The organism is Methanocaldococcus infernus ME, from assembly GCF_000092305.1.
Lineage (GTDB): Archaea > AGJL01 > Methanococci > Methanococcales > Methanocaldococcaceae > Methanocaldococcus > Methanocaldococcus infernus.
Window position 1 is genome coordinate 306,129 of record NC_014122.1, and the last position, 21,465, is coordinate 327,593.

Annotated in this window: 25 protein-coding genes; 11 read left to right on the top strand and 14 right to left on the bottom strand. The window is 32.8% G+C overall.

Annotation, left to right across the window (positions count from 1 at the left end; all coding sequences use genetic code 11):
* Positions 1-3 precede the first annotated feature (3 nt).
* Positions 4-822 (top strand): tryptophan synthase subunit alpha, encoded by an 819-nt coding sequence (trpA, locus tag METIN_RS01670; RefSeq protein WP_013099750.1) that lies wholly within the window; start codon positions 4-6, stop codon positions 820-822.
* Here the strand turns inward: trpA and METIN_RS01675 are convergent.
* Genes METIN_RS01675 through METIN_RS01685 form a run of 3 tightly spaced genes read right to left on the bottom strand, consistent with a single transcriptional unit; the run spans position 802 to position 2,774 of the window.
* A complete protein-coding gene (locus tag METIN_RS01675) occupies positions 802-1,419 on the bottom strand; it encodes a fumarylacetoacetate hydrolase family protein (RefSeq protein ID WP_013099751.1) in 618 nt (205 codons plus the stop codon). The two genes, trpA and METIN_RS01675, sit on opposite strands and share 21 nt — an antisense overlap.
* A gap of 6 nt (positions 1,420-1,425) precedes the next feature.
* Positions 1,426-2,331, bottom strand: coding sequence for an ornithine carbamoyltransferase (argF, locus tag METIN_RS01680; RefSeq protein ID WP_013099752.1), 906 nt, complete (start codon positions 2,329-2,331; stop codon positions 1,426-1,428).
* A gap of 5 nt (positions 2,332-2,336) precedes the next feature.
* Positions 2,337-2,774, bottom strand: coding sequence for a DUF2124 family protein (locus METIN_RS01685; RefSeq protein WP_048203298.1), 438 nt, complete (start codon positions 2,772-2,774; stop codon positions 2,337-2,339).
* 99 nt (positions 2,775-2,873) lie between these two features.
* On the opposite strand from METIN_RS01685, the gene infB reads away from it, so the two are divergent.
* From infB to nrdD, 3 genes are all read left to right on the top strand, one after another.
* The gene (gene infB, locus METIN_RS01690; protein WP_013099754.1) at positions 2,874-5,453 is read left to right on the top strand and encodes an intein-containing translation initiation factor aIF-2; all 2,580 of its coding nucleotides are present in this window, start codon (positions 2,874-2,876) and stop codon (positions 5,451-5,453) included.
* Positions 5,454-6,077, top strand: a complete 624-nt coding sequence (locus METIN_RS01695) for an N-glycosylase/DNA lyase (RefSeq protein WP_013099755.1) — start codon at positions 5,454-5,456, stop codon at positions 6,075-6,077.
* Between the two features lie 191 nt (positions 6,078-6,268).
* Positions 6,269-8,554, top strand: a complete 2,286-nt coding sequence (nrdD, locus tag METIN_RS01700; RefSeq protein ID WP_048203301.1) for an anaerobic ribonucleoside-triphosphate reductase — start codon at positions 6,269-6,271, stop codon at positions 8,552-8,554.
* Here the strand turns inward: nrdD and METIN_RS01705 are convergent.
* From METIN_RS01705 to METIN_RS01730, 6 genes are read right to left on the bottom strand one after another with little or no spacing between them, the layout of a single operon-like run.
* Positions 8,544-8,951 carry a class III signal peptide-containing protein gene (locus METIN_RS01705; RefSeq protein WP_013099757.1) on the bottom strand — a complete coding sequence of 136 codons (408 nt, stop codon included), beginning with the start codon at positions 8,949-8,951 and terminating at the stop codon, positions 8,544-8,546. The two genes, nrdD and METIN_RS01705, sit on opposite strands and share 11 nt — an antisense overlap.
* Positions 8,952-8,957: 6 nt before the next feature.
* Positions 8,958-9,767, bottom strand: coding sequence for a hypothetical protein (locus METIN_RS01710; protein WP_013099758.1), 810 nt, complete (start codon positions 9,765-9,767; stop codon positions 8,958-8,960).
* A gap of 1 nt (position 9,768) precedes the next feature.
* Entirely contained in the window at positions 9,769-10,938 is a 1,170-nt protein-coding gene (locus METIN_RS01715) for a DUF515 domain-containing protein (RefSeq protein WP_013099759.1), read from the bottom strand.
* Position 10,939: 1 nt separating this feature from the next.
* Positions 10,940-11,305 carry a class III signal peptide-containing protein gene (locus METIN_RS01720; RefSeq protein ID WP_013099760.1) on the bottom strand — a complete coding sequence of 122 codons (366 nt, stop codon included), beginning with the start codon at positions 11,303-11,305 and terminating at the stop codon, positions 10,940-10,942.
* Positions 11,302-11,643 (bottom strand): ribonuclease P protein component 4, encoded by a 342-nt coding sequence (locus METIN_RS01725; RefSeq protein ID WP_013099761.1) that lies wholly within the window; start codon positions 11,641-11,643, stop codon positions 11,302-11,304. Before METIN_RS01725 ends, METIN_RS01720 begins: the two co-directional genes overlap by 4 nt.
* Positions 11,644-11,693: 50 nt before the next feature.
* Complete coding sequence (locus METIN_RS01730; RefSeq protein WP_013099762.1) at positions 11,694-12,134, bottom strand: Hsp20/alpha crystallin family protein; 441 nt, start codon at positions 12,132-12,134, stop codon at positions 11,694-11,696.
* A 151-nt stretch (positions 12,135-12,285) separates the two neighbouring features.
* Here METIN_RS01730 and METIN_RS01735 point away from each other — a divergent pair, with 151 nt between their 5' ends.
* Genes METIN_RS01735 through METIN_RS01745 form a run of 3 tightly spaced genes read left to right on the top strand, consistent with a single transcriptional unit; the run spans position 12,286 to position 14,078 of the window.
* On the top strand, positions 12,286-12,981 hold the full coding sequence (locus METIN_RS01735; protein ID WP_013099763.1) for a peptidylprolyl isomerase: 696 nt from the start codon (positions 12,286-12,288) through the stop codon (positions 12,979-12,981).
* Between the two features lie 48 nt (positions 12,982-13,029).
* The gene (locus tag METIN_RS01740; protein ID WP_013099764.1) at positions 13,030-13,350 is read left to right on the top strand and encodes a winged helix-turn-helix transcriptional regulator; all 321 of its coding nucleotides are present in this window, start codon (positions 13,030-13,032) and stop codon (positions 13,348-13,350) included.
* Positions 13,351-13,355: 5 nt separating this feature from the next.
* A complete protein-coding gene (locus METIN_RS01745; RefSeq protein ID WP_013099765.1) occupies positions 13,356-14,078 on the top strand; it encodes a ParA family protein in 723 nt (240 codons plus the stop codon).
* On the opposite strand, the gene METIN_RS01750 is transcribed toward METIN_RS01745, so the two are convergent.
* The 5 genes from METIN_RS01750 to METIN_RS01770 form a co-directional block, all read right to left on the bottom strand.
* Positions 14,071-14,826 carry a hypothetical protein gene (locus METIN_RS01750; RefSeq protein WP_157198804.1) on the bottom strand — a complete coding sequence of 252 codons (756 nt, stop codon included), beginning with the start codon at positions 14,824-14,826 and terminating at the stop codon, positions 14,071-14,073. The genes METIN_RS01745 and METIN_RS01750 overlap by 8 nt on opposite strands.
* Positions 14,827-14,958: 132 nt before the next feature.
* Positions 14,959-15,180, bottom strand: a complete 222-nt coding sequence (locus tag METIN_RS01755) for a class III signal peptide-containing protein (protein WP_013099767.1) — start codon at positions 15,178-15,180, stop codon at positions 14,959-14,961.
* A gap of 107 nt (positions 15,181-15,287) precedes the next feature.
* Positions 15,288-15,464, bottom strand: a complete 177-nt coding sequence (locus METIN_RS01760; RefSeq protein WP_394295973.1) for a hypothetical protein — start codon at positions 15,462-15,464, stop codon at positions 15,288-15,290.
* A gap of 105 nt (positions 15,465-15,569) precedes the next feature.
* Positions 15,570-16,349, bottom strand: coding sequence for a prephenate dehydratase (gene pheA / locus METIN_RS01765; RefSeq protein WP_013099769.1), 780 nt, complete (start codon positions 16,347-16,349; stop codon positions 15,570-15,572).
* On the bottom strand, positions 16,346-16,987 hold the full coding sequence (locus METIN_RS01770; protein ID WP_013099770.1) for a class I SAM-dependent methyltransferase: 642 nt from the start codon (positions 16,985-16,987) through the stop codon (positions 16,346-16,348). The genes pheA and METIN_RS01770 overlap by 4 nt, the downstream gene beginning before the upstream one ends.
* Positions 16,988-17,008: 21 nt before the next feature.
* On the opposite strand from METIN_RS01770, the gene METIN_RS01775 reads away from it, so the two are divergent.
* The 4 genes from METIN_RS01775 (at position 17,009) to METIN_RS01790 (ending at position 21,286) form a co-directional block, all read left to right on the top strand.
* Positions 17,009-17,884 carry an aldolase gene (locus tag METIN_RS01775; protein WP_013099771.1) on the top strand — a complete coding sequence of 292 codons (876 nt, stop codon included), beginning with the start codon at positions 17,009-17,011 and terminating at the stop codon, positions 17,882-17,884.
* A gap of 5 nt (positions 17,885-17,889) precedes the next feature.
* Entirely contained in the window at positions 17,890-19,299 is a 1,410-nt protein-coding gene (gene purF / locus METIN_RS01780; RefSeq protein WP_013099772.1) for an amidophosphoribosyltransferase, read from the top strand.
* A gap of 117 nt (positions 19,300-19,416) precedes the next feature.
* Complete coding sequence (locus METIN_RS01785) at positions 19,417-19,935, top strand: V4R domain-containing protein (RefSeq protein WP_013099773.1); 519 nt, start codon at positions 19,417-19,419, stop codon at positions 19,933-19,935.
* Between the two features lie 109 nt (positions 19,936-20,044).
* Positions 20,045-21,286: an FprA family A-type flavoprotein gene (locus METIN_RS01790; protein ID WP_013099774.1), complete on the top strand. Its 1,242-nt coding sequence runs from the start codon at positions 20,045-20,047 to the stop codon at positions 21,284-21,286.
* Positions 21,287-21,465 lie beyond the last annotated feature (179 nt).

Below are 21,465 nucleotides of genomic sequence, written 5' to 3' on the forward strand. Positions count from 1 at the left end.
AAGATGAGGATAGAGGAGAAGTTTAAAGAACTTAAAGAGAAGGGAGAGAAAGCCTTTATAGCCTTTTATGTTGGAGGAGATCCAAGCTATGAGGTGTCATTAGAAGCTTTAAAAAGAATATGTAAATACTCTGATATAGTTGAAATTGGAATCCCTTTCTCAGATCCAGTAGCTGATGGTTTAACTATTCAAAAAGCTGACATTAGAGCATTGAATGCGGGAATGACACCAATAAAGGCATTTAAGTTAGTAGAAGAGCTTAATAAATTCTATCCAGATGTGCCAAAGGTTTTTTTAACCTACTACAATATTATCTTTAAGATGGGAGAAGAAGAGTTTGTTAAGAGATGTAAAGAGGCTGGAGTTGCAGGAATAATAGTTCCTGATCTCCCTATAGAAGAAGCCAATTCTTTACATGAGATCTGTGAAAAGTATGGAGTAAGCTTAATTTTCTTAGTAGCTCCTACAACTCCTGATGAGAGGATAAAGAAGATTGTTGAAAAGGGAAGTGGCTTTATTTATGTTGTTTCAACCACTGGAATTACTGGAGAGAGGGAGAAGTTAGCTAAGGAAGCTAAGGAAACTGTTGAGAGGGTTAAGAGATATACAGATCTTCCTGTCTGTGTAGGTTTTGGAATCTCTAAGAAAGAGCATGTAGAAGAGATCTGTAAGGTTGCAGATGGAGCTATAGTTGGAAGTGCAATAGTTAAGATAGTTGAGAAAAATTTAAATGATAAGGAGAAGATGCTGAAGGAGATTGAAGATTTTGTTAAAGAGCTTAAAGAGGGAACAAAAAAGAAGTTACTTAACAAAGTTTCTTAATATTCCTATTTTCTCTATTTCACACTCAACAACATCTCCCCTTTTAAGAGGCCCTACTCCTGGAGGGGTTCCTGTTGAGATAATATCTCCTGGATAGAGGGTCATGATGGAGGAAATGAATTCCAATAGCTCATAGACATCAAATATCATATTCTTAGTGTTTGATCTCTGTTTAACCTCTCCATTAACTCTACACTCTATTTTTAAGTTCATTGGCTCTATATTATCAACTATTTTAGGCCCTATGGGGCAAAAGGTATCAAAGCTCTTAGCCCTTGTCCATTGTCCATCCTTCTTTTGTAAGTCCCTTGCTGTCACATCATTTAAAATTGTATATCCTAATATATAGTCCTCAGCCTCCTCTTTTCTCACATCCTTGGCTTTCTTCTTTATTATGTAAGCAAGTTCAACCTCATAATCAACTCTCTTAGAGCATTTTGGAATAATAATAGAGTCTTCATGGTAAATAATGGAAGAGGTTGGCTTTAAAAAGATCACTGGCTCATCTGGAATTTCCATGTTCAGCTCTTTAGCATGGTCTATATAGTTTAAACCAACACACACTATTTTTGTGGGCTTCACTTCCCTTATATCCATTTAAGATCACTTGTATATGTGATAAAGTAAGGCTTTCTGAGCATGTAACCTGTTCTCAGCTTGGTCATAGACAACTGATCTGTCTCCATCAATAACATCATCAGTTATCTCCATCCCCCTACTTGCAGGGAGACAGTGCATAACTATAACATCTTCCTTAGCCAACTCTAACAACTTAGAATTTACTTGATAAGGGGGGAAGATCTTTTTTATCTCTTCTAAATCTTTCTTATCTCCCATGCTAAGCCATACATCTGTGTAAATGACATCAGCATCTTTAGCAACTTCTTTAGGGTCATTTGTTATTAACACTACACTATCATTCTCTTCAGCAAATTTCTTAGCCTTCAACACTATCCCAGAGTTTGGTTCATATCCTTTTGGAGTGGCCACATAAATATCTATCCCTAAGATGGAACAGCCTAAAATTAGAGAGTTGCATACATTATTTCCATCTCCTAAGTAAGCTACTTTAACCTCAAAACTTTTTTTATGCTCTTTTATTGTCATTAGGTCAGCTAATATTTGACATGGATGAGAGAGATTACTTAAAGCATTAATAACTGGAACATCAGAATACTTAGCCATCTCTTCCAAATCACTATGCCTATTAACCCTTGCTATGATTCCATCTACATATCTACTTATAACCCTTGCAGTATCCTTTATGCTCTCCTTCTTACCAAGATGTATCTCATTCTGATTCATTATAATTGAGTGTCCTCCACTTTCATAGATGGCTAAGTCAAAGCTTATCCTTGTCCTTGTTGAAGGCTTTTCAAAGATTAGGGCAAAGCTCTTATCCTTTAAAAATTTCTCATGCTCTTTCCTATGCTCTTTAAAGTAAAATGCTTTATCTATTATTTTTAATATTTCTTCTCTACTTAAATCATCAATATCCAAGATATGCAAGATTTTCACCTCTCAACCTCATAACTTATATAAATATCAAAGAGGTAATCAAATTTTATTTTCCAATTGGCCTTTTTAAACATGCTCATAAAACATATCCCTAAGGTTAGCTTAGGTGAAAGGGAGTTTATAAGAGCTTGAACATTATCTTCACTAATATTAAACTTTTTCATAGCCAAGCCTCCAAAGATAACTAAGCAATCAACTTTATCAAGCTCTCCAAAGTCTTCCATCTGTAGCCCTATATTTTCTTTAAGAATTAGCTTTTTACTATCTTTATAGTTTGTGTATGGGATAAAGTAAAGCTCTTTATCTCTGATAACAAAACCAAAGAGTTCAGCAAAGGGTTGGCAAAATCCAGGAATTCCTGCAAAGGCTACAGTATTTATATTGTTAGTGCTAATTACTTCTCTAAACTCTCTTAAGAGTTGGGACAAACTCATAGCTTTCACCAAAATTTTAAATATAGGGATTGGAAATAATACATTACTTTTTTAATTTTTTAGGTTTTTAAATTTAAAGGTTATAATTTGGGGATTTATATGGCTAAGAAAAAGAAACAGGAAAGTAGGTTGAGATGTCCAATAGTTAGTGTCTTGGGACATGTTGATCATGGTAAGTGTCTATCTCCTGAGGAAAATGTCTATATTAACACTGAGGAATTTATAAATATAGAAGAACTCTTTAACCTCTCTAAGGAAGTTGTTTTAAAAGATGACAATAAAGAAATTAGAGAGCTTAATATTGAAGTTTATGGAGCCAGTGAAAAAGGAGAATTTACTAAGCTAAAAGCTTCCCATGTCTGGAGAGTTAAGCATGAAGGATACTTAATTAATGTTGAGCTTAAACATGCAAAAATAAAAGTAACTCCTGAACATCCCTTCTTAACAAACAAGGGATGGAAGAGAGCTGATAAACTAAGCTTTAATGACTATTTAGCAGTCCCTAAGGAATTTTTTAACTGTAATAGGTATCCTCTAAAGGAAGAGCTTGAGAGATTAAGGTTAATATTTGGCTACAGTGAAGAGGAGATTTATGAGAAGTTAGGGATAAAAGAGTTAGATAATCTTAAATATAGGGAGATAGTTGAGCTACTCAATTTATTTAAAGAAGAGCTTAATGAGAGAAAGAGAGAGCTAAGAAAGGAGCCAATTAAGTATTTAAACTCATTATCAGTAAGAGAGGAGATAAAGAGAGAACTCATAGATCTATGGAGAAGAGGAGAGTTTGGAGTAGAAGATCTAAATTATGTAAAAAATTTAATTGATAACTTCTCTTTTCTTCCAGTGAAGGATCTTAAATTCATTAACTATGATGGCTATGTTTATGATATAACTACAGAGATCCACAACTTTGTGGCAAATAAAATTTTGGTTCATAATACAACTCTTTTAGACAAGATAAGGAGAACAAGGGTAGCTGAAAGAGAAGCTGGAGGAATGACACAACATATAGGAGCAAGTGAGATACCAATAGATGTTATAAAGAAGGTTTGTAAGCCACTATTAGGGATGTTAAAAGCTGATCTAAAAATTCCTGGTTTGTTGGTTATAGATACTCCAGGACATGAAGCCTTCACTTCCCTAAGGAGAAGAGGAGGCTCATTAGCAGACATAGCTATCTTAGTTGTTGATATCAATGAAGGCTTTAAACCTCAAACATTTGAGGCTGTAAATATATTAAAGCAGTATAAAACTCCTTTTGTTGTTGCAGCTAATAAGATAGATCTGATCCCAGGCTGGAACTCAAGAGAGGGGCCATTTATCTTAAACTTCAATGAGAAGGCTCAGCACCCAAATGCACTAACTGAGTTTGAGATTAGACTATATAACAATATCATTAGATATCTAAATGAGTTAGGTTTTGATGCTGACCTCTACTCAAGGGTTAAGGATTTAACAAAAACTGTCTGTATTATCCCTGTTTCAGCCAAGACTGGAGAAGGGATTCCAGACTTATTAATGATGGTAGCAGGTTTAGCTCAGAAGTTCTTAGAGGAGAGGCTAAAGTTAAATGTTGAAGGCTATGCTAAAGGGACAGTGTTAGAGGTTAAGGAAGAGAAAGGGTTAGGGACAACTATTGACGCTATCATCTATGACGGAATAGCAAGAAGAGGAGATTACTTAGTTGTTGGATTACCAAATGATGTTTTAGTAACAAAGGTTAAAGCTCTTTTAAAGCCTAAACCACTGGATGAGATGAGAGATCCAAGAGACAAGTTTAGGCCAGTGGATGAAGTTGTTGCTGCTGCAGGGGTTAAGATAGCTGCTCCTGAGTTAGAGAGAGTTATAGCTGGCTCACCTATTAGAATAGTTCCTAAGGATAAGATAGAGGAGGCTAAAGAAGAGGTTATGAAAGAGGTTGAAGAGGCTAAGATAGAAACTGATGAGGAAGGAATTTTAATTAAGGCTGACACTATAGGATCCTTAGAAGCTTTAGCCAATGAGTTAAGAAAGGAAGGGGTTAAGATAGCTAAGGCAGAGGTTGGAGATATAACTAAGAAGGATATTATTGAAGCTTACAGTTATAAGCAAAGTAATCCTCTTTATGGAGCCATAATAGGGTTTAATGTTAAAGTCCTTCCAGAGGCTGAGAAGGAGAATGAGAAATATAAGGTTAAGATTTTCTTAGATAATATTATTTATAAGCTTGTTGAAGACTTCACTGAGTGGGTTAAGAAAGAAAAAGAAAGAATTGAGAAAGAGAAGTTTGAGAGGCTTATTAGGCCAGCAATTGTTAAAATATTGCCTGATTGTATATTTAGGCAAAAGAATCCAGCTATCTGTGGAGTTGAAGTCTTAGCAGGAACTTTAAGAGTTGGATCTCCACTGATGAGAGAGGATGGAATGTTATTAGGAACAGTAAGAGAGATTAAAGATAAAGGAGAGAATGTTAAAGAAGCCAAGGCTGGGAAGGCTGTTTCTATAGCCATAGAAGGAAAATGTACATTAAAGAGGCATGTGGATGAGAATGACATTATGTATGTAGCTGTCCCTGAGGAGCATGTGAGAGAGCTCTATCATAAGTATAGAGATAGGCTAAGAAGTGATGAAGTAGAGGCTCTCTTGGAGTATATGAAGTTAATGCAGAAACTCACCAATAATATATTCTGGGGTAGATAGATGCTTATAAAGAAGATTGAAGAGCTAAAAAATTCTGAAGTTGCAAGAATTATAGAGGAGAGGATAAAAGAATTTAAAGCTTTTAAAGATAAACCTAATGAGGAGTGGTTTAAAGAACTTTGTTTCTGCCTTTTAACAGCCAACTCTTCAGCAGAGTTAGGAATAAAGATTCAGAAGGAAATTGATGATGGCTTTCTCTATCTAAGTCAAGAGGAACTTGAAAAAAGGTTAAGGGAGTTAGGGCATAGATTTTACAAGAAGAGAGCTGAGTATATAGTAAAAGCAAGAAAATATAAAGATAATATTAAAGATATTATTCAAAACTTTAGAGATGAAAAAAGAGGAAGAGAGTTTTTAGTTAAGCACATAAAGGGCTTGGGATATAAAGAGGCAAGTCACTTTTTAAGAAATGTTGGCTATGACAATATAGCTATCATTGATAGGCATATATTAAGAGAGCTCCATGACAATAACTACATAAAAGAGATCCCAAAATCATTATCTAAAAAAAGATATTTAGAGATAGAGAAAATTTTAGAAGATATAGCCAGAGAAACAAGATTAAAGCTTTCTGAGCTTGATTTATATATTTGGTACTTAAGAACTGGAAAGGTTTTAAAGTAAAAAATGTTTCTTGTTTTACAACATTAAAAACCTATTTATTCTTTTTTATGAATTTAGACGAATAACTAACCCTATTTTCAAAATTTAAGCTAAATAAGAACCTAAAGTTTTTTATAGGGACTTAGTAGAAATTATTATTGATTGTTATTTTAATTTTAAATTTAAATATATTATTTTGTGGAGATGAGATGATGATTGATAGCAAGAAACTAAATAAAAATATTAAATTTTTAGTTATTAAAAGAAATGGGAAAAAGGAAAAATTTGATCTTTTTAAGCTAATTAAATCCTTAAAAAATTGTGGAGCTGAGGAAGAGATCATTAATAAGGTTGTGAATGAATTAATGCTTAAAGTTTATGATGAAATTACAACAGATGAGATTAAAAACATTGTTTATAGTATTTTAAGGAAATATAATAGAGAGTTGGCTGAGAAATATAAGAGGGGAGTTATTTTAAAAGTAAGGACTTCTGAGAAGGAGTTTGAGCCTTTTAATAAGGAGAAGATAGTTAAAGCTTTAATCAGAGAGGCTAAGGCTGATGAGGAAACAGCTAAGAGAATAGCTGATGAAGTTGAGAGAGAACTCTTAAAACTAAATGTTAAGTATCTAACTGCTCCAATGATTAGAGAAATTGTCAATGTTAAGCTTATAGAGTATGGCTATGAAGAGTTAAGGCATAAGCATACAAGGTTAGGCTTACCAGTTTATGATATTAAGAGGTTAATTAAACATGGTTTAAAGGAAAATGCTAACATGTTACATAACCCAGAGTCTATACATAAGTGGGTAGCTGATGAAGTGATGAAACAGTATTCTCTCTTAGAGATGTTCCCTAAGTATATAGCTGATGCTCATATAAGAGGAGATATTCACTTACATGACTTAGAATATGCTCCTACAAGGCCAGTTTGTATGCAACATGACCTAAGACCTTTCTTTAAATATGGGTTAAAGGTTGATGGGACTGGATTACATACATCAACAAGTAAGCCAGCTAAGCATCCTGAAGTAGCTATCCAACATGCTGCTAAGGTGATGATGGCTGCTCAAACCAACATGGCTGGAGGGCAAAGTATAGATGAGTTTAATGTTTGGTTAGCTCCCTATGTTAAAAACTTAAGCTATGATAAGATAAAGCAGTTAATGCAGATGTTTGTTTATGAGCTAAACCAGATGTATGTAAGTAGAGGAGGACAAGTTATCTTTAGCTCTATAAATGTTGAACTTGAAATTCCTGATTACTTAAAGGATAAGCCAGCTGTTGTTGCTGGGAAGGAAGTGGGAAGTTATGAAGAGTATGAGGAAGAGGCTCAACTCATACTAAAGGCTTTAATTGATGTTCTATCAGAAGGAGATGCCTTAGGAAAGCCATTTTTATTCCCAAACTTTATTATTAAGTTGAGGGATAATGCCTTTAAGCATGAGGAAATGATGGAAAGGATTCATGAATTGTCAGCCAAGTTTGGAACTCCTTACTTTGTCAATTTAACAAGGAACTGGCAAGGAGAGAATGTTAATAGTATGGGCTGTAGAACAAGGTTAAGCTCAGACTGGACAGGAGATCCTGAGAAGGATACACTAAGAACTGGAAATATGCAGTGGTACACTATAAACCTACCAAGGATAGCCTATGAAGCTAATGGAGATGACAATAGACTATTTGAAATCTTAGAGGAGAGGTTAAGGATTGTTAAAGATGCTCTACTCATAAAGCATGATGAGATGATAAAAAGACTATATGAAGATAAAATTTTACCTTTCCTAACCCAAGAGTTTGATGGAGAGCCATATTATAGATATGAATACACAACTAAGGCTTTTGGTTTTGTTGGGTTAAATGAAATGTTAAAGTACCATATTGGAGAAGAGCTACATGAGAGTAAAGAGGCTTTAAAATTTGGAGTTAGAGTGATTAAATTTATGAGAGACTATGCTGAAAGGTTAAAAGAGGAAACAGGTTTAAGATGGAGTGTCACACAAACCCCTGCAGAGAGTACAGCTGGAAGGTTTGCAAGACTTGACTACAAATACTATAGAGAGGAAACTTTGAGTGTAGTGAATGGAGATCTAAATGACATAAACTCCCTATACTATACAAACTCTTCACATGTTAGGGTTAATGCTCCAATAACCTTAGGAGAGAAAATTTTAGTTGAAGAAAAGTTCCATCCAATTTGTAATGGAGGGCATATATTACATGTTTGGAACACTGAAGTTTCCTCTGATCCAGAGGTTTTAATGGATATTACAAAAAAGATAGCTAAGAGGGATATAGGTTACTGGGCTTACACTAAAAATATCTCTGCCTGTGAGCACTGTGGCTTTATTTCAGGAGGATTAAGAGAGAGTTGTCCTAACTGTAGGTCAAAGAATTTAGCTAAGTACAGTAGAATAACAGGATACTTACAAAATGTCTCCAACTGGAATAGAGCTAAGCAGGAAGAGTTAAAAGATAGAAGATGGTTCAGCTTATAGTAACTCTAACTAAATTATCATTAATTTTTCTTATAACTGCTCTTATAGTCCTTCCTTGGTTTATAGTTAAGTTTCCATTCATCTCAACATTTACTGAACAGGTTGCTGAAACACTATAGTTTAAGTTGTTGTTGGTAAATACTATTATATTATTGTTAGAGCTCCAAGTTCCTGGTGGAGTTTTTATATAAACTATTTTTGTTGTATTTATATCTCCTAAGCTAACCAACTCTATATTCTCTTTCATCTTAGCCACTGAACTATGAGCTAAGCTCATAGCACTGATTTGTACACTTCTATTTAAACCATAGATTCCTACATAACCTACTGAGATGATAACAAATACAATTACAGCCAAAATAAGGATTGAAAATTCTAAGGAAATTTGTCCTCTCATAGTTAATCACTTATACATAACATATGAAAACTCTAATGGTTCATCAGATGAGGTTGTATAATAGATAGTGGGAATCTTTTGCATGTAATAAGAGCTTTGGATTAACATTCCCTTTGGAATTAGAGGGTTATCTATATTACTTTCAGGAATCAGTGGATCATCACTTTTTATTTCTTCTAATCTTTCTACATTCTTTATTTGATGGTAGTACCACTTATCATAGGTTGTCCAAATATCTAAATCTGGCTTAATCTTGAAAAATTGTGAATATCTATTAAACATTACTGGGATGGGGAAGATGATTGAGAGGGTTTCAGTATTTTCTTTTTTAATATATCCTGAGACATACATCTTAAAGTTCTTAATTTCAACATTCCTATATCTTAGATTTTTAAAGATATCATGCAAATTTATAACATCTATTTTATTATAAACTACAGGGCCAATTATAGAATACTCTGTTAAGTTATCAGAAACTGAAACCTGTTTAACTATTGGTTCAGAGTAAATAATTATCTTCTTTGATGAGTAAGGATAGAGCCAAATTCCCTTTATTCCATTAAAATTGGCTTCATAATAAGTATATAATAGGGAGCTATTTGCTTTAGAAATATCTACCTCTAAAGCACTTTTAGGAACACTTAAGCTTTTTTCTTCAAAATCTATTTTATAGGGAAGCCCTATAAAAACTGGATATGGGTTATTATTAACAAGTTCTCCAGTGAAATAAAAAGAATAATTAACCTCAGCTATAACTAAGCCATTAACTGCTCCTAAAGATAATAAAAAAAGTAAAAATAAAGTTATCTTCCTCATTCTACTCACCAGAATTTATTAAAACAATGGTTATTTCATTTTTATTTGTCTTAATTAATTTCTCAACACCATCATCAGGGACAGACAAAATTAAGAAATAGTTCATCTTACTATCAAAAATCTGAGTTTCTTTAGATAATTTATTAAGTCTAATTCCAAAGTTCTCAAACATCTGCTTTATCTTATCATAGTCAAGTTTTCCTATAACTGTAGCCTCTAAAATTCCAGGAATATTATTTAAGTTATAGCTTATTGATGAAGATTGAGAAGAACTATACTGATCCACAGGAGAATTAATACTATTACTTACATCTTTGCTTTCTCCATAACTTACTGAATCAAGTAGTAGATAAGAGGAATCTACAATGGCATAAGTTAGTAATGAGCCATTCTTATTATAGATGGCTACAATACTATTTTCTAAAGGAAGTTCTCCACACCGCTTAGCTGAAACTTCTAAGGCTACTTTTTTAAAGTTAGAGACAGGCTCTATTTTTATTGATTTTAAGGCTTGATAGTTTAAAGTGTCTTTTAAGCTTAATAGCTTAGCTCTACTGTAAAAGTTTGACTTAGTCTCATTGTCTTCTTTATATTTAACATAATAATAGTTGTCTCCTAAAGACAACTCTTTTAAAATTAGATTTAAAACTATCTCTTTTTTATCTCCAACTATATCTAAAGAGTTATAAATTTTTTCAACTTCTTCAGGAGTTTTAGCCAACTTTATTTTTAGGATAGCATCTTTAGCCTTCTGAGAATACTGTAATAGATCTCCATACTCAGACTCTATTAGGTTTATTACATTCTCCTTAACATTATCTAAATTTTTCTTTTTGCTTATGTATTCTTTAGCCTCATTTATAATGTTATTAATCTCTTCAATGCTTGTTGCAGCATCTATTTTTCCTAAAAATACATTTTTCATAGGGTCATTTGGATAAGCTTTAAACATCTCATTTACTGCCTTCTTAGCATCTTCTTTTATTTTATCTAAGTTTGGAGCTACTACATTAGTGGTTTTTTGCTGAGACATAATAGTTGTGATAGTCAAAAATCCAAAAAACACTACAATAATAACAATGACAACAAGAATAACAATTCTTATATTTCTTGCCTGAAGTGTTCTTTTACTCTTCTCTTTTAAACTTTTAATTTTATCAGGATCAACCATTTTATTCAACCTCAATTAAATTTAATCTATATACACTTCTGTTAACTCCTGTCTCATTGTAAATATAATTTATTATAAAGTTTTTGATTGAGTCATTAATATCTGGAGAAACTCCAAGTGTTATATTTATAAAAGAGTCATTTATTTTTTCCCATTTCATCCCAATATAAAGAAGAGTAGTATTTAGTTGATAGGGGTAGCCACTATTCAATAAATTAATAGCTTCCTTAGCTTTATTATCTATCTTTACAATATTAAAGTCAAAACTACCAACATTTTCCTTTAGAAAGTTAGATAGAATTACAGTAGATAAAACAATAATAGCCAATAGTAAAATAGTGAACTCTAAAGATATTTGTCCCCTCATTTTTTCCTCTTCTCCTTCTTTTCTCTGATCATTGGAATTCTATAGATGTGGTTGCACTCTAAGCAGGTTATAACAACATGAGGATATCTCTTAGCTTTAACTCTAACTCTTGCATTTTTTCCATAAACTAAGAGGGTTCCACACTTTTTACAGATCCTTCTTTTCCACTTTTTTGGGAATCTTAGCCTTAGCTTCATGGCTATTTTTCTTGCCAAATATACATATCTTTTAACTCTATCCCAATTCCCTCTTTTAGCTTCCTCTTCAGCAAGATTCATTAAAATGTCTATCCTTTCATATCCTATCTTTTTTATCTTTTTTAAATCTTTTTCTTTCATATTTATCATCAATTTAAATATTTGGATTAATATAGTAAAAAAGAAGGGGATTATTCAATATGGATTCCCCTCTTCCTTGAACCCTCTACCTTTGGTAAGGTTATGTATAGAACTCCATTTTCAAACTTAGCTGATGCCTTATCTTCTTTAACTGCTGATGGTAACTTAATTTGTCTATAAACCTCTTCTTCCTCTGGAATCTCTGAGTAAATAATTCTTTCACTCTCAGTAACCATTAATGGACTTCTCTTAGCTCTAATTTCTAATGTATCTCCTACAGCATTAACCACTATATCCTCTTTAGCAACTCCAGGAAGCCAGGCTATAACCTTTATGTGCTCATCTCCCTCTATAATTGAGATTGGCATAAACCCTTGGCCACTTATCTGTATCCCAGTAGAACTTATCATTGTTGTGGCTCCACCCATAGGCATCATAAACTCTTTAAACATTCTTTCAAAGATTGAGTCAAATGGATCTCTTCCAAACATCTCTCTCACCCTATTTCTTTGTTAGTTATTTTATGTCTTTGAGGTTCCATATAAATCTTTCTATTTTATTAATTTAAATTAACCAAAGTAAGAAATCTATAAAAATGGAAATTAATAATTTTATCTAAAAATTTTCATAAAGAGGGAAAACATGGTTGAAAAGGGAAAGATGGTTAAAGTTAGCTATGATGGATATGTTGATGGTAAGTTATTTGATACAACAGATGAGGAGAAGGCTAAGAAGGAAGGAATATACAATGAGAATATGGTTTATGGGCCAGTAGCTATTTTTGTTGGTGCTGGGCAAATCTTACCAGGATTAGATGAAGTTTTAGAGGAGATGGGGGTTGGTGAAGAGAGAGAAGTTACTTTACCTCCAGAAAAGGCATTTGGTCAGAGAAGGCCAGATTTATTAAAGATTGTGCCAATGAGTGAGTTTAAGAAGAGAGGAATTAAACCAATTGTTGGATTACCAATAACTATAGATGGAGTTACTGGAAGAATAGTTAGTGTAAATAGTGGAAGAGTTCTTGTAGACTTTAACCACCCATTGGCTGGGAAAGAGGTTAAGTATAGAATCAAGATAGAGGAGGTTGTTGAAGATCCTGTCCAAATTGTTAAGGAGATTGTAAAGCTTTCACTACCAAGAATTGAGCCAGAGGTTAAAATTGAAGGAGAGAGTGTTATTATAGAGTTACCAGAATTTGCTCCATATATTCCAGATATCCAAGTTAAAAAGATGGTTATAGCTAATGAAATCATAAAGAGGTTAGGATATAAAGAAGTTAAATTTATAGAAACATTTAAAAAGAAGGAAGAGGATAATAAAGATAATGGAGAAGAATAATTTTATAAATTTTTTAATATTTTTTGTAAAGGGGTTAGGGGATGGGGTATGTCAGTATTAAATTTGATAGGTAAGAAGGGAACAGTTGAAATATTAAGACTTCTAAGCTTGGGAGTGAACTCTTTTACAAAGATAAAAGAGAATTTAAACAATAGTGGATTATCTCTAAGTACAAGGACCTTAGCTCAAAGGTTGAATGAGTTGGAAGGTGAATATCTAATTGAAAAGAATAATGGGAAGTATTACATAACTCAGAAGGGTAAAGAATTCTTAGATATTATTGAGAATATCTTAGCCTGGGAAAAAAGATGGGAAGATATAAAAATAAATAAGATAGTTATAGATATACTAAAAGATAGAGATAGTTGATTATTATGAAAGTTATAACCTATGCCATAGCTAAAGGAGGAGTGGGGAAAACTATATTAACTGCTAACACTGCTGTAGCCTTGGCTGAAAAGGGGAAGAAAGTTTTAATGGTAGATTGTGACCTTGGCTCTAAATCTCTTTCTCACATCTTTAATGTAAATGGGTCAAAAACAAAAATTATAGAGACAGAGTTTAATAACTTAGACATCTTACCAATAGAGCAAAGTATTGTAGATGCTATAAAAATGGACTTTGATCATATAAAAAGGTTATATGAATTAGACTATGACTATGTTTTTATAGACTCTCCAGCAACTACTTCAGGAGTTGAAACATACTTAGCCTTAGGGGTTGCTCACTACTTTATTATGGTGCTTGACTACTTAGCCTTAGGGCCAAGCTTACAAGGGGCTATTAACACATTAGTTATAGGAAAGAACTACTTAGAATGTGAGCCTATAGGCTTTGTTATTAATAATTGCTACTCTATTTCAGAGACAATAGTTAATGACATTCAAAAAATTTTAGGCTTGCCCAACTTAGCCATTATAAAGAGAAATCCAATAGTTGAGCAAACATATTCCTCTAAAATTTTAGCCTATTACAAGGATGAGGAATTTAAAAGAGAGATTGATAAAATAGTTAATGTCTTAGAAAAAGCTGAAGATAGGAAAGAAAAGAGATTTTTAGAGATTGTAGAAAAGATGAGGAAGGGATTAATTATTTAATTGTTTTAAATATATTTTCAAGCTCTTTTTTCACAAACTCTTCATCAGGAACTTTAATTCCATATTTCTCCATAAGCTCTTTATCAACTTTTATATCTAACTTAGTTTTAAAGTTCTCTTTTATATATTCATTTAGTATAAAGCTCTTTAACTCATCTGACATCTTAATAAGCTCTCTAACTAATTTAATGGTTAAAAAGATAAATACTGAGCCAAGAAATGCCATTAATGTCCTTTCAAATATATAGGTTGGGATAGCCTTTACATAATCATTTACTGGAATATGGTAGAGATAAGAGGCTAAAATTGAGCCATAAAGATGATCAACCATAACAACAATATAGGAAAATGATAAAGCTGATACAAAGCTATGTATTGAATTATTAGAATATAATAATTTAATTATTTTTTTTCCAGCACCAATTAAAAGAAGGAAGGCTAAGATGTCAAAGATAGGATGATATGGAGCTTCTCTCCCAACATAAGAATTAAAGTATAAAATAAATCCAAACATATAAATTAATATGGGAACTTTTAAATTATTTCTTGCTAAATAGCCTGCTGAAACAACTGAAAGAATTGGTGGAAGAAAAGAGAAAATTCCAAAATAGTAAGCTTTAGGGTTAATTAAAAATTTAACAATATTAACTAATAAAATAATTAATGAGCCATAAAAAGGGCCAAAAATTAATCCATAGAGTGGAGCTATAGAAGGATATGCATTGATAACACTATGCATTCCAATCATTTTAAACCTCAAAAAAGACATAAAAATAAATAAGAAGATTATAGCAAGAGCTAAGGAAGTGAATTTAATATTTCTATTTTTTAAAAGATATTTAAATATATCCTGCAAAGAGGATCACAAGTTTATTCTAACTTAAGTTATATTCTGTATTTTTTCTGCGGCCTGCTCTGCAGCCCCTCCTAAAGTCTCAACAGTTGTGTTAGCATGTTGTCCAGCTTTAGTTGATGCACTTTTTATGTTAGTTACATAAAAATAAGCAGCTAAAGCAGCAACAGCTACAGCAGCTGCTACTAAGATTCCAATCTCCATTGATATTTGTCCTCTTTTAGATAATAGTTTTTCTAATATTTTCATTTATATCACCTAATTAAGTATTTTTTAGGTACTTTAATATTATAAAGTTTTGAGTATATAACAATAACTAACTTTTATTCTACTACAAAACCATAAAATTTATATACCTAAGAATTAACTAGTTCTGAAATTCTTCTTGCAGCCCTTTCACTAACACTATTAAGTGCATTAGTAACATTGGTAGTTTCTATCCTACTCATACTATCCCTAACATTCTTTATATAATAGAATGAGGCAATAGCAGCAACAGCTACAGCAGCTGCTATTAAAATGGAGAGCTCCATTGATATTTGCCCTCTTTTAGATAAGAGTTTTTTTATCATAATTTCACAGGATAATTTTTAACTCTATTAAAATTTTTAAACCTATCTAAACTCTGTCTCACAAACCTAAACTAATATAGGATAGCTCCCTAAAACCCTTAAAAATGATACATATCTTTTTAAGCTTTCCAGCACTTCCAAGTTTAAGCCCTCATAGTCTATATAAAAAATATATGTCCCCAACATTCTTTTAGAGGGTCTTGACTCTATCCTTGTTAAGTTAATTTCTCTTAAAGCAAACTCTTTAAGAATATGGTAAAGAGCTCCAGGCTTATCTTCCTTTAGCTCAAAGACTATTGAAGTTTTATATTTATTGAAATTTCCATCTATCTCCTTCTTCCCAATAACTATAAATCTTGTTTTATTATTTTTATAGTCTTCTATATTCCTCTCCAAGATCTTTAAGCCATGTAGCTTAGCCAAGCCTTCTGAACCTATAGCTCCTGCCTCTTCATTCTTGCTTGCTAACTCTACAGCCTTGGCTGTGCTTTCAACAGCCTTAACTTCCCATCCATGCTTTTTTATATATTTTCTACACTGGGCCAAAGCTTGAGGATGAGAATAAATAATCTTTATTTTCTCTTTGCTATGCCCAATTAAATTATGATGGATATCTAAGACTGTTTCACCAACTATTTTATAGTCATACTCTAAAAGTAAATCTTGGGTTAAATTTACAGAGCCTTCTATAGAATTCTCTATAGGAACTATTCCATAGTCATCTTTAGCTTTCTCAAAGATCTCATAGATATTTTGACAATAACAAAGCTTAGCATTCAAATATTTTAAAATCTTCTTTCCAGCTGTTTCAGTGTATGTTCCCTTTGGCAAAGTGTAGAGTTTCAAACTTTCACCATTTCCACTATTAAAAACTGTCCTCCTCTTTTAAATTTCCTTGATAAAATTTTATCCAACCTCTTATAAAACTTTAAGAACCTTTTTAAAATTGAGGTTGGAAGTATCTTAATAAAGGATGGGAGAAAATAGAGAGAGTAATAATTTATAATTTTAAATTCTTTAAAGTCTTTTAAGCTTAGAGGTTCATGTTTAACTCTAAAATCAAAGAATATAGGCTCTTTAAAAAAGCTATCTTTATTTACAACAATTACCACTAACCTCCCTCCTCTTTTGAGAACTCTAAATAACTCTTTTAAAGCTTTTTCATGATTTGTATGCTCTAACACATTTATACATAGGATAGTGTCAAAGCTCTCATCTTTAAAGGGTAAGTTTTCTATATCAGCACAAACCTTATTTTTATCTATAGGGAATTTTTTCAACTGCTCAAGACATATATCTAAGTATATTGTTTCATAGTTCTTTGTTATCTCATAAAAGGTTCCAAAGCCACAGCCAGCATCTAAGATAAAGCCCTCTACCTTAATCTCTTCCATTATCCTCTCATCAACAAATTTGATAATCTCTCTAACATAGGAAGGAAGAGATTCTAAGCTATAATGTTTATAGAATTCCTCAACATCCATAATTTAAACTTTGGTGAGACAATGGATATTAAAGTTCCCCTTACTGTGCCAGAGTATGCTAAGAAAGAATATATTTCTAACTATAAAGAGCTAACCAAAGGGACAGGAAGGTTAATGATCTTTGCTGGAGATCAGAAGATAGAGCATATGAATGATGACTTCTTTGGGGAGGGAATAGCTAAGGATGATGCTGATCCTGAGCATCTCTTTAGGATAGCAAGTGAAGGAAAGATTTGTGCCTTTGCTACCCAACTTGGTTTAATTGCAAGATATGAGGAATATGGAAAAGTTCCTTACATAGTTAAGATTAATTCAAAGACTCATTTAGTTAAAACAAGGGATCCAATAAGTAGAGCCTTGGTTACTATTCAAGATGTAATAGACTTAAAGGAGAGGGGAGTTAATATCTTAGGAGTTGGCTACACCATTTACCCAGGAAGTGAGTATGAGCATATAATGTTCAGAGAGGCTTCAAAAATTATCTTGGAAGCTCATAAACATGGGCTAATAGCTATTTTGTGGAGTTATCCAAGAGGAAAGAATGTTAAGAATGAAAAGGATCCTCATTTAATAGCTGGAGCTGCTGGGATAGCTCTATGCTTAGGAGCTGATTTTGTTAAGGTTAACTATCCAGGAGACTCATACAAGTTTAAAGAAACTATATTAGCTGCTGGAAGAACTGGAGTTTTATGTGCTGGAGGTAGCAAGATAGAAGAAGAAAAATTCTTAAAGCAAATTTGGGAGCAAATTAATATTAGTGGAGCTAAGGGAAATGCTACAGGAAGGAATATTCACCAGAGGCCATTAGAAGAAGCTATAAAAATGTGTAATGCAATTTATGCTATAACCATTGAAGGGAAGAGTTGGGAAGAGGCTATAAAAATATTGAGAGGGTAAAAAGGATGTGTGGAATCTTTGGGATCTTCTCACTGAGTGGAGAACAGGTTGCTAAAAAAATTTACTATGGCTTATTTAGCCTACAACATAGAGGACAGGAAGGAGCTGGGATAGCAGTAAGTGACTTCCAAAATATTTACCACTATAAAAATATTGGCTTAGTTACTGAAGTCTTCAATGATGAAATTTTACAGAACCTTATAGGCTTCTTAGGAATTGGACATGTTAGATATTCAACAACTGGAGGAAAGGCTGTAGAAAATTGCCAGCCATTTGTTGTTAGAAGCTCTTTTGGGAATATTGCTATAGCACATAATGGAGATCTTTTAAACTCAGAAGAGTTAAGGATAGAGTTGGAAAAGAGAGGGCATATATTTACAAGCTCAACAGACAGTGAAGTTATAGCTCAACTTTTAGTTAGAGAATTGTTAAAAACTAAGGATGTAATTGAAGCAATAAAGAAGACTTTAAAAAGGTTGGTTGGGGCTTACTCTTTATTAATAATGATAAATGATAGAATCTTTGCTATAAGAGACCCATGGGGCTTTAAACCATTATGCTTAGGAAGGGATGAAGATAATATTTATGTTTCCTCAGAAGACTGTGCTCTTTCAACTTTAAATGCCAACTTTGTTAGAGATGTTGAGCCAGGGGAGATAGTTGAGATAAGTAAAGATGGGATAGAGGTTTATAAGATAGAGAATGATGAAGAATACTTCATAAACATAGAGGGAGAGAAGGTTTATAGAAAAGCAGCTACTTGTATGTTTGAATATGTCTATTTTGCAAGACCAGATTCTACAATTGATGGAATAAGTGTCTATAAAGTTAGGAAAAATATAGGGAGAGAGTTGGCTAAAGAGCATCCAGTAGATGCTGATCTTGTCTCTCCAATTCCAGACTCTGGAAATACCTTTGCCTTAGGCTATTCTGAATCTTCTAAGATTCCATACTGTGAAGGGCTAATGAAAAATAAATATGTTGGCAGAACCTTTATTCTTCCCTCTCAAACAGAGAGGGAGTTAGCTGTAAGGTTAAAACTCTCTCCTATAAAGGCTGTACTTGAAGGGAAGAGGGTAGTTTTAGTAGATGACAGTATTGTTAGAGGAACAACCTCAAGGAGAATAGTAGAGATGGTTAGAAAGGCAGGAGCTAAAGAAGTTCATCTAAGAATTGGATGTCCTAAGATAATTTCTCCATGCTACTATGGGATAGATATGCCAACAAAGAGAGAGCTTATAGCTTCCAATAAAGATATAGAAAAAATTAGAAAAGAGATAGGTGCTGATTCTTTAGGCTATATTTCCTTAGAAGGGCTGATAAAGGCTATAGGAAGAAAAGATTTATGTTTAGCTTGTCTAACAGGGAAGTATCCTACAAGGACAAACTTCAAGAAGGTTATGAAGTATAATTAAAAATTTTTCCTATTTTCATCTAAATCTTATAGATTTTTGACTAATTTAGCACCAATATTTTTATTTTTTAATAATCTCCCTATTTTAATTATTTAAAAATTTTTTAGGTGAATTATTATGAAACTAATACTAACTGCTGAAACAGCTAAGCAATTATCTAAGACTGAGGAAAGTAAAGAGATTCCAGATGATGAGAAACTAATTAAGAAGTCTATAGAATTACTATTAAAAGGAGAATCTAAAAAAAAGGTTCCTGTAGAGTTCTTTAAAGTTATGGTCTATATAGCTATAAAAAAGATGTTAGAATATGGAAATGCTATAACATTCTATGAAATTGGTTATGAGTTTGGAAAGCACTTAGATATAAAAGATCTCAATGACTTAAAAGAATTCTTTGAAAAGGCTAACTTAGGAGAGTTAGAAGTTGTTAGTGAAGATCCTTTAATATTAAAGGTTAATAATTGTACCCTCTGTAGCAACTTAGAATTTGATGAACCCATCTGTTACTTAGATGCTGGAATCTTAGCTGGAGCTTTGGAGAATATACTTAACAGTGTTGTAGTTGTTGATGAATTTGAATGTATGGCTACAGGAGGAGACGCTTGCTATTTTAAAGTTGAGGTAGTCAAGGACTAAATTCGTAACATTGCATAGAATAAGAACAAAAATTCAAACCGTAAGTATAATTAATAAGGTAGTGTAAAAATAAATAACCGTAAAATAACACAACAAAAAGGTGAGACTAATGAAAGCAGACGCAATAAAAATTGCTGATGGAGTATACTGGGTTGGAGTTTTAGACTGGGACATAAGAATGTACCACGGATACACATTAAAAGGGACTACATACAACGCTTACTTAGTCTTTGGTGATGAGAAAGTTGCTATAATTGACAACACCTACCCAGGAACCTCTGCTCAGATGTGGGGAAGAATAAAAGATGCATTTGAAAAAGAAGGTAGAGAGTTTAAAATAGATGTTATCGTTCAAAACCACGTTGAAAAAGACCACAGTGGAGCCTTACCAGAAATACACAAGAAGTTCCCAGATGCTCCAATATACTGTACTGAAGTAGCTGTTGAAGGTTTAAAGAAGCACTACCCATCCTTAAAGAATGCTCCATTCAAAGTTGTTAAGAGCTTAGACACAGTAGATTTAGGAGGAAAGACCTTAACATTCTTAGAAGCTCCTCTCTTACACTGGCCAGATAGTATGTTCACATTCTACAATGAAGGAGGAATCTTATTCTCAAATGATGCATTTGGTCAGCACTTATGCTTCCCAGCACACATGAGATTTGATAAGGATATTCCAGAGTATGTCTTAATGGATGCTAACCAAAAGTTCTATGCAAACTTAATTACTCCATTATCAAAGTTAGTCTTAAAGAAGTTCCAGGAAGTTATTGACTTAGGATTATTAGACAAGATAAAGATGATAGCTCCATCCCATGGACAAATCTGGACTGACCCAATGAAAGTTATAAAGGCTTACCAAGACTTTGCTACTGGAAAGGCTGCTAAGGATAAGGCAGTTATTGTCTATGACACAATGCACTACTCCACTCAAAAGATGGCACATGCACTTGCTGAAGGATTAATGAGTGAAGGAATTGAAGTAGTTATGTACTTCTTACACTATGATGAAAGAAGTGAAATTGTTAAAGATATCTTAGATGCTAAGGCTGTCTTATTTGGAGCTCCAACAATCTATGATGAGCCATACCCAAGCTTAGGAGATCTTGTTTACTACTTAAGAGGTTTAAAGTTCAACAGAGCTGGATTTAAGAGATTAGCTTTAGTCTTTGGATCCATGGGAGGAAATGGTGGAGGAGTAGAGAGATTAGCTGAAGATATTAAGAAGTGTGGATTTGAAGTCATCAACCAGTATGAGCTCTACTATGTCCCAACTGAAGATGAATTAACAAACTGCTACAACATGGGTAAGGAGTTAGGTAAGAGAATAAAAGAGATGAAAATTGAATAACTTCTCTTAACTTTTTTATTTTTTAAGAACCAAATTCTTCTAAAAATTTCTTTTTTCTTTCTTTTTAAATAAAAAATATTAAATAAAAAATAAACTGATTGATATTGATAAAATCAATATTGTCATATAAAAGAATCTTCAAATTCATAAATTAGAAAAGTTTATATACTAATTTGTTA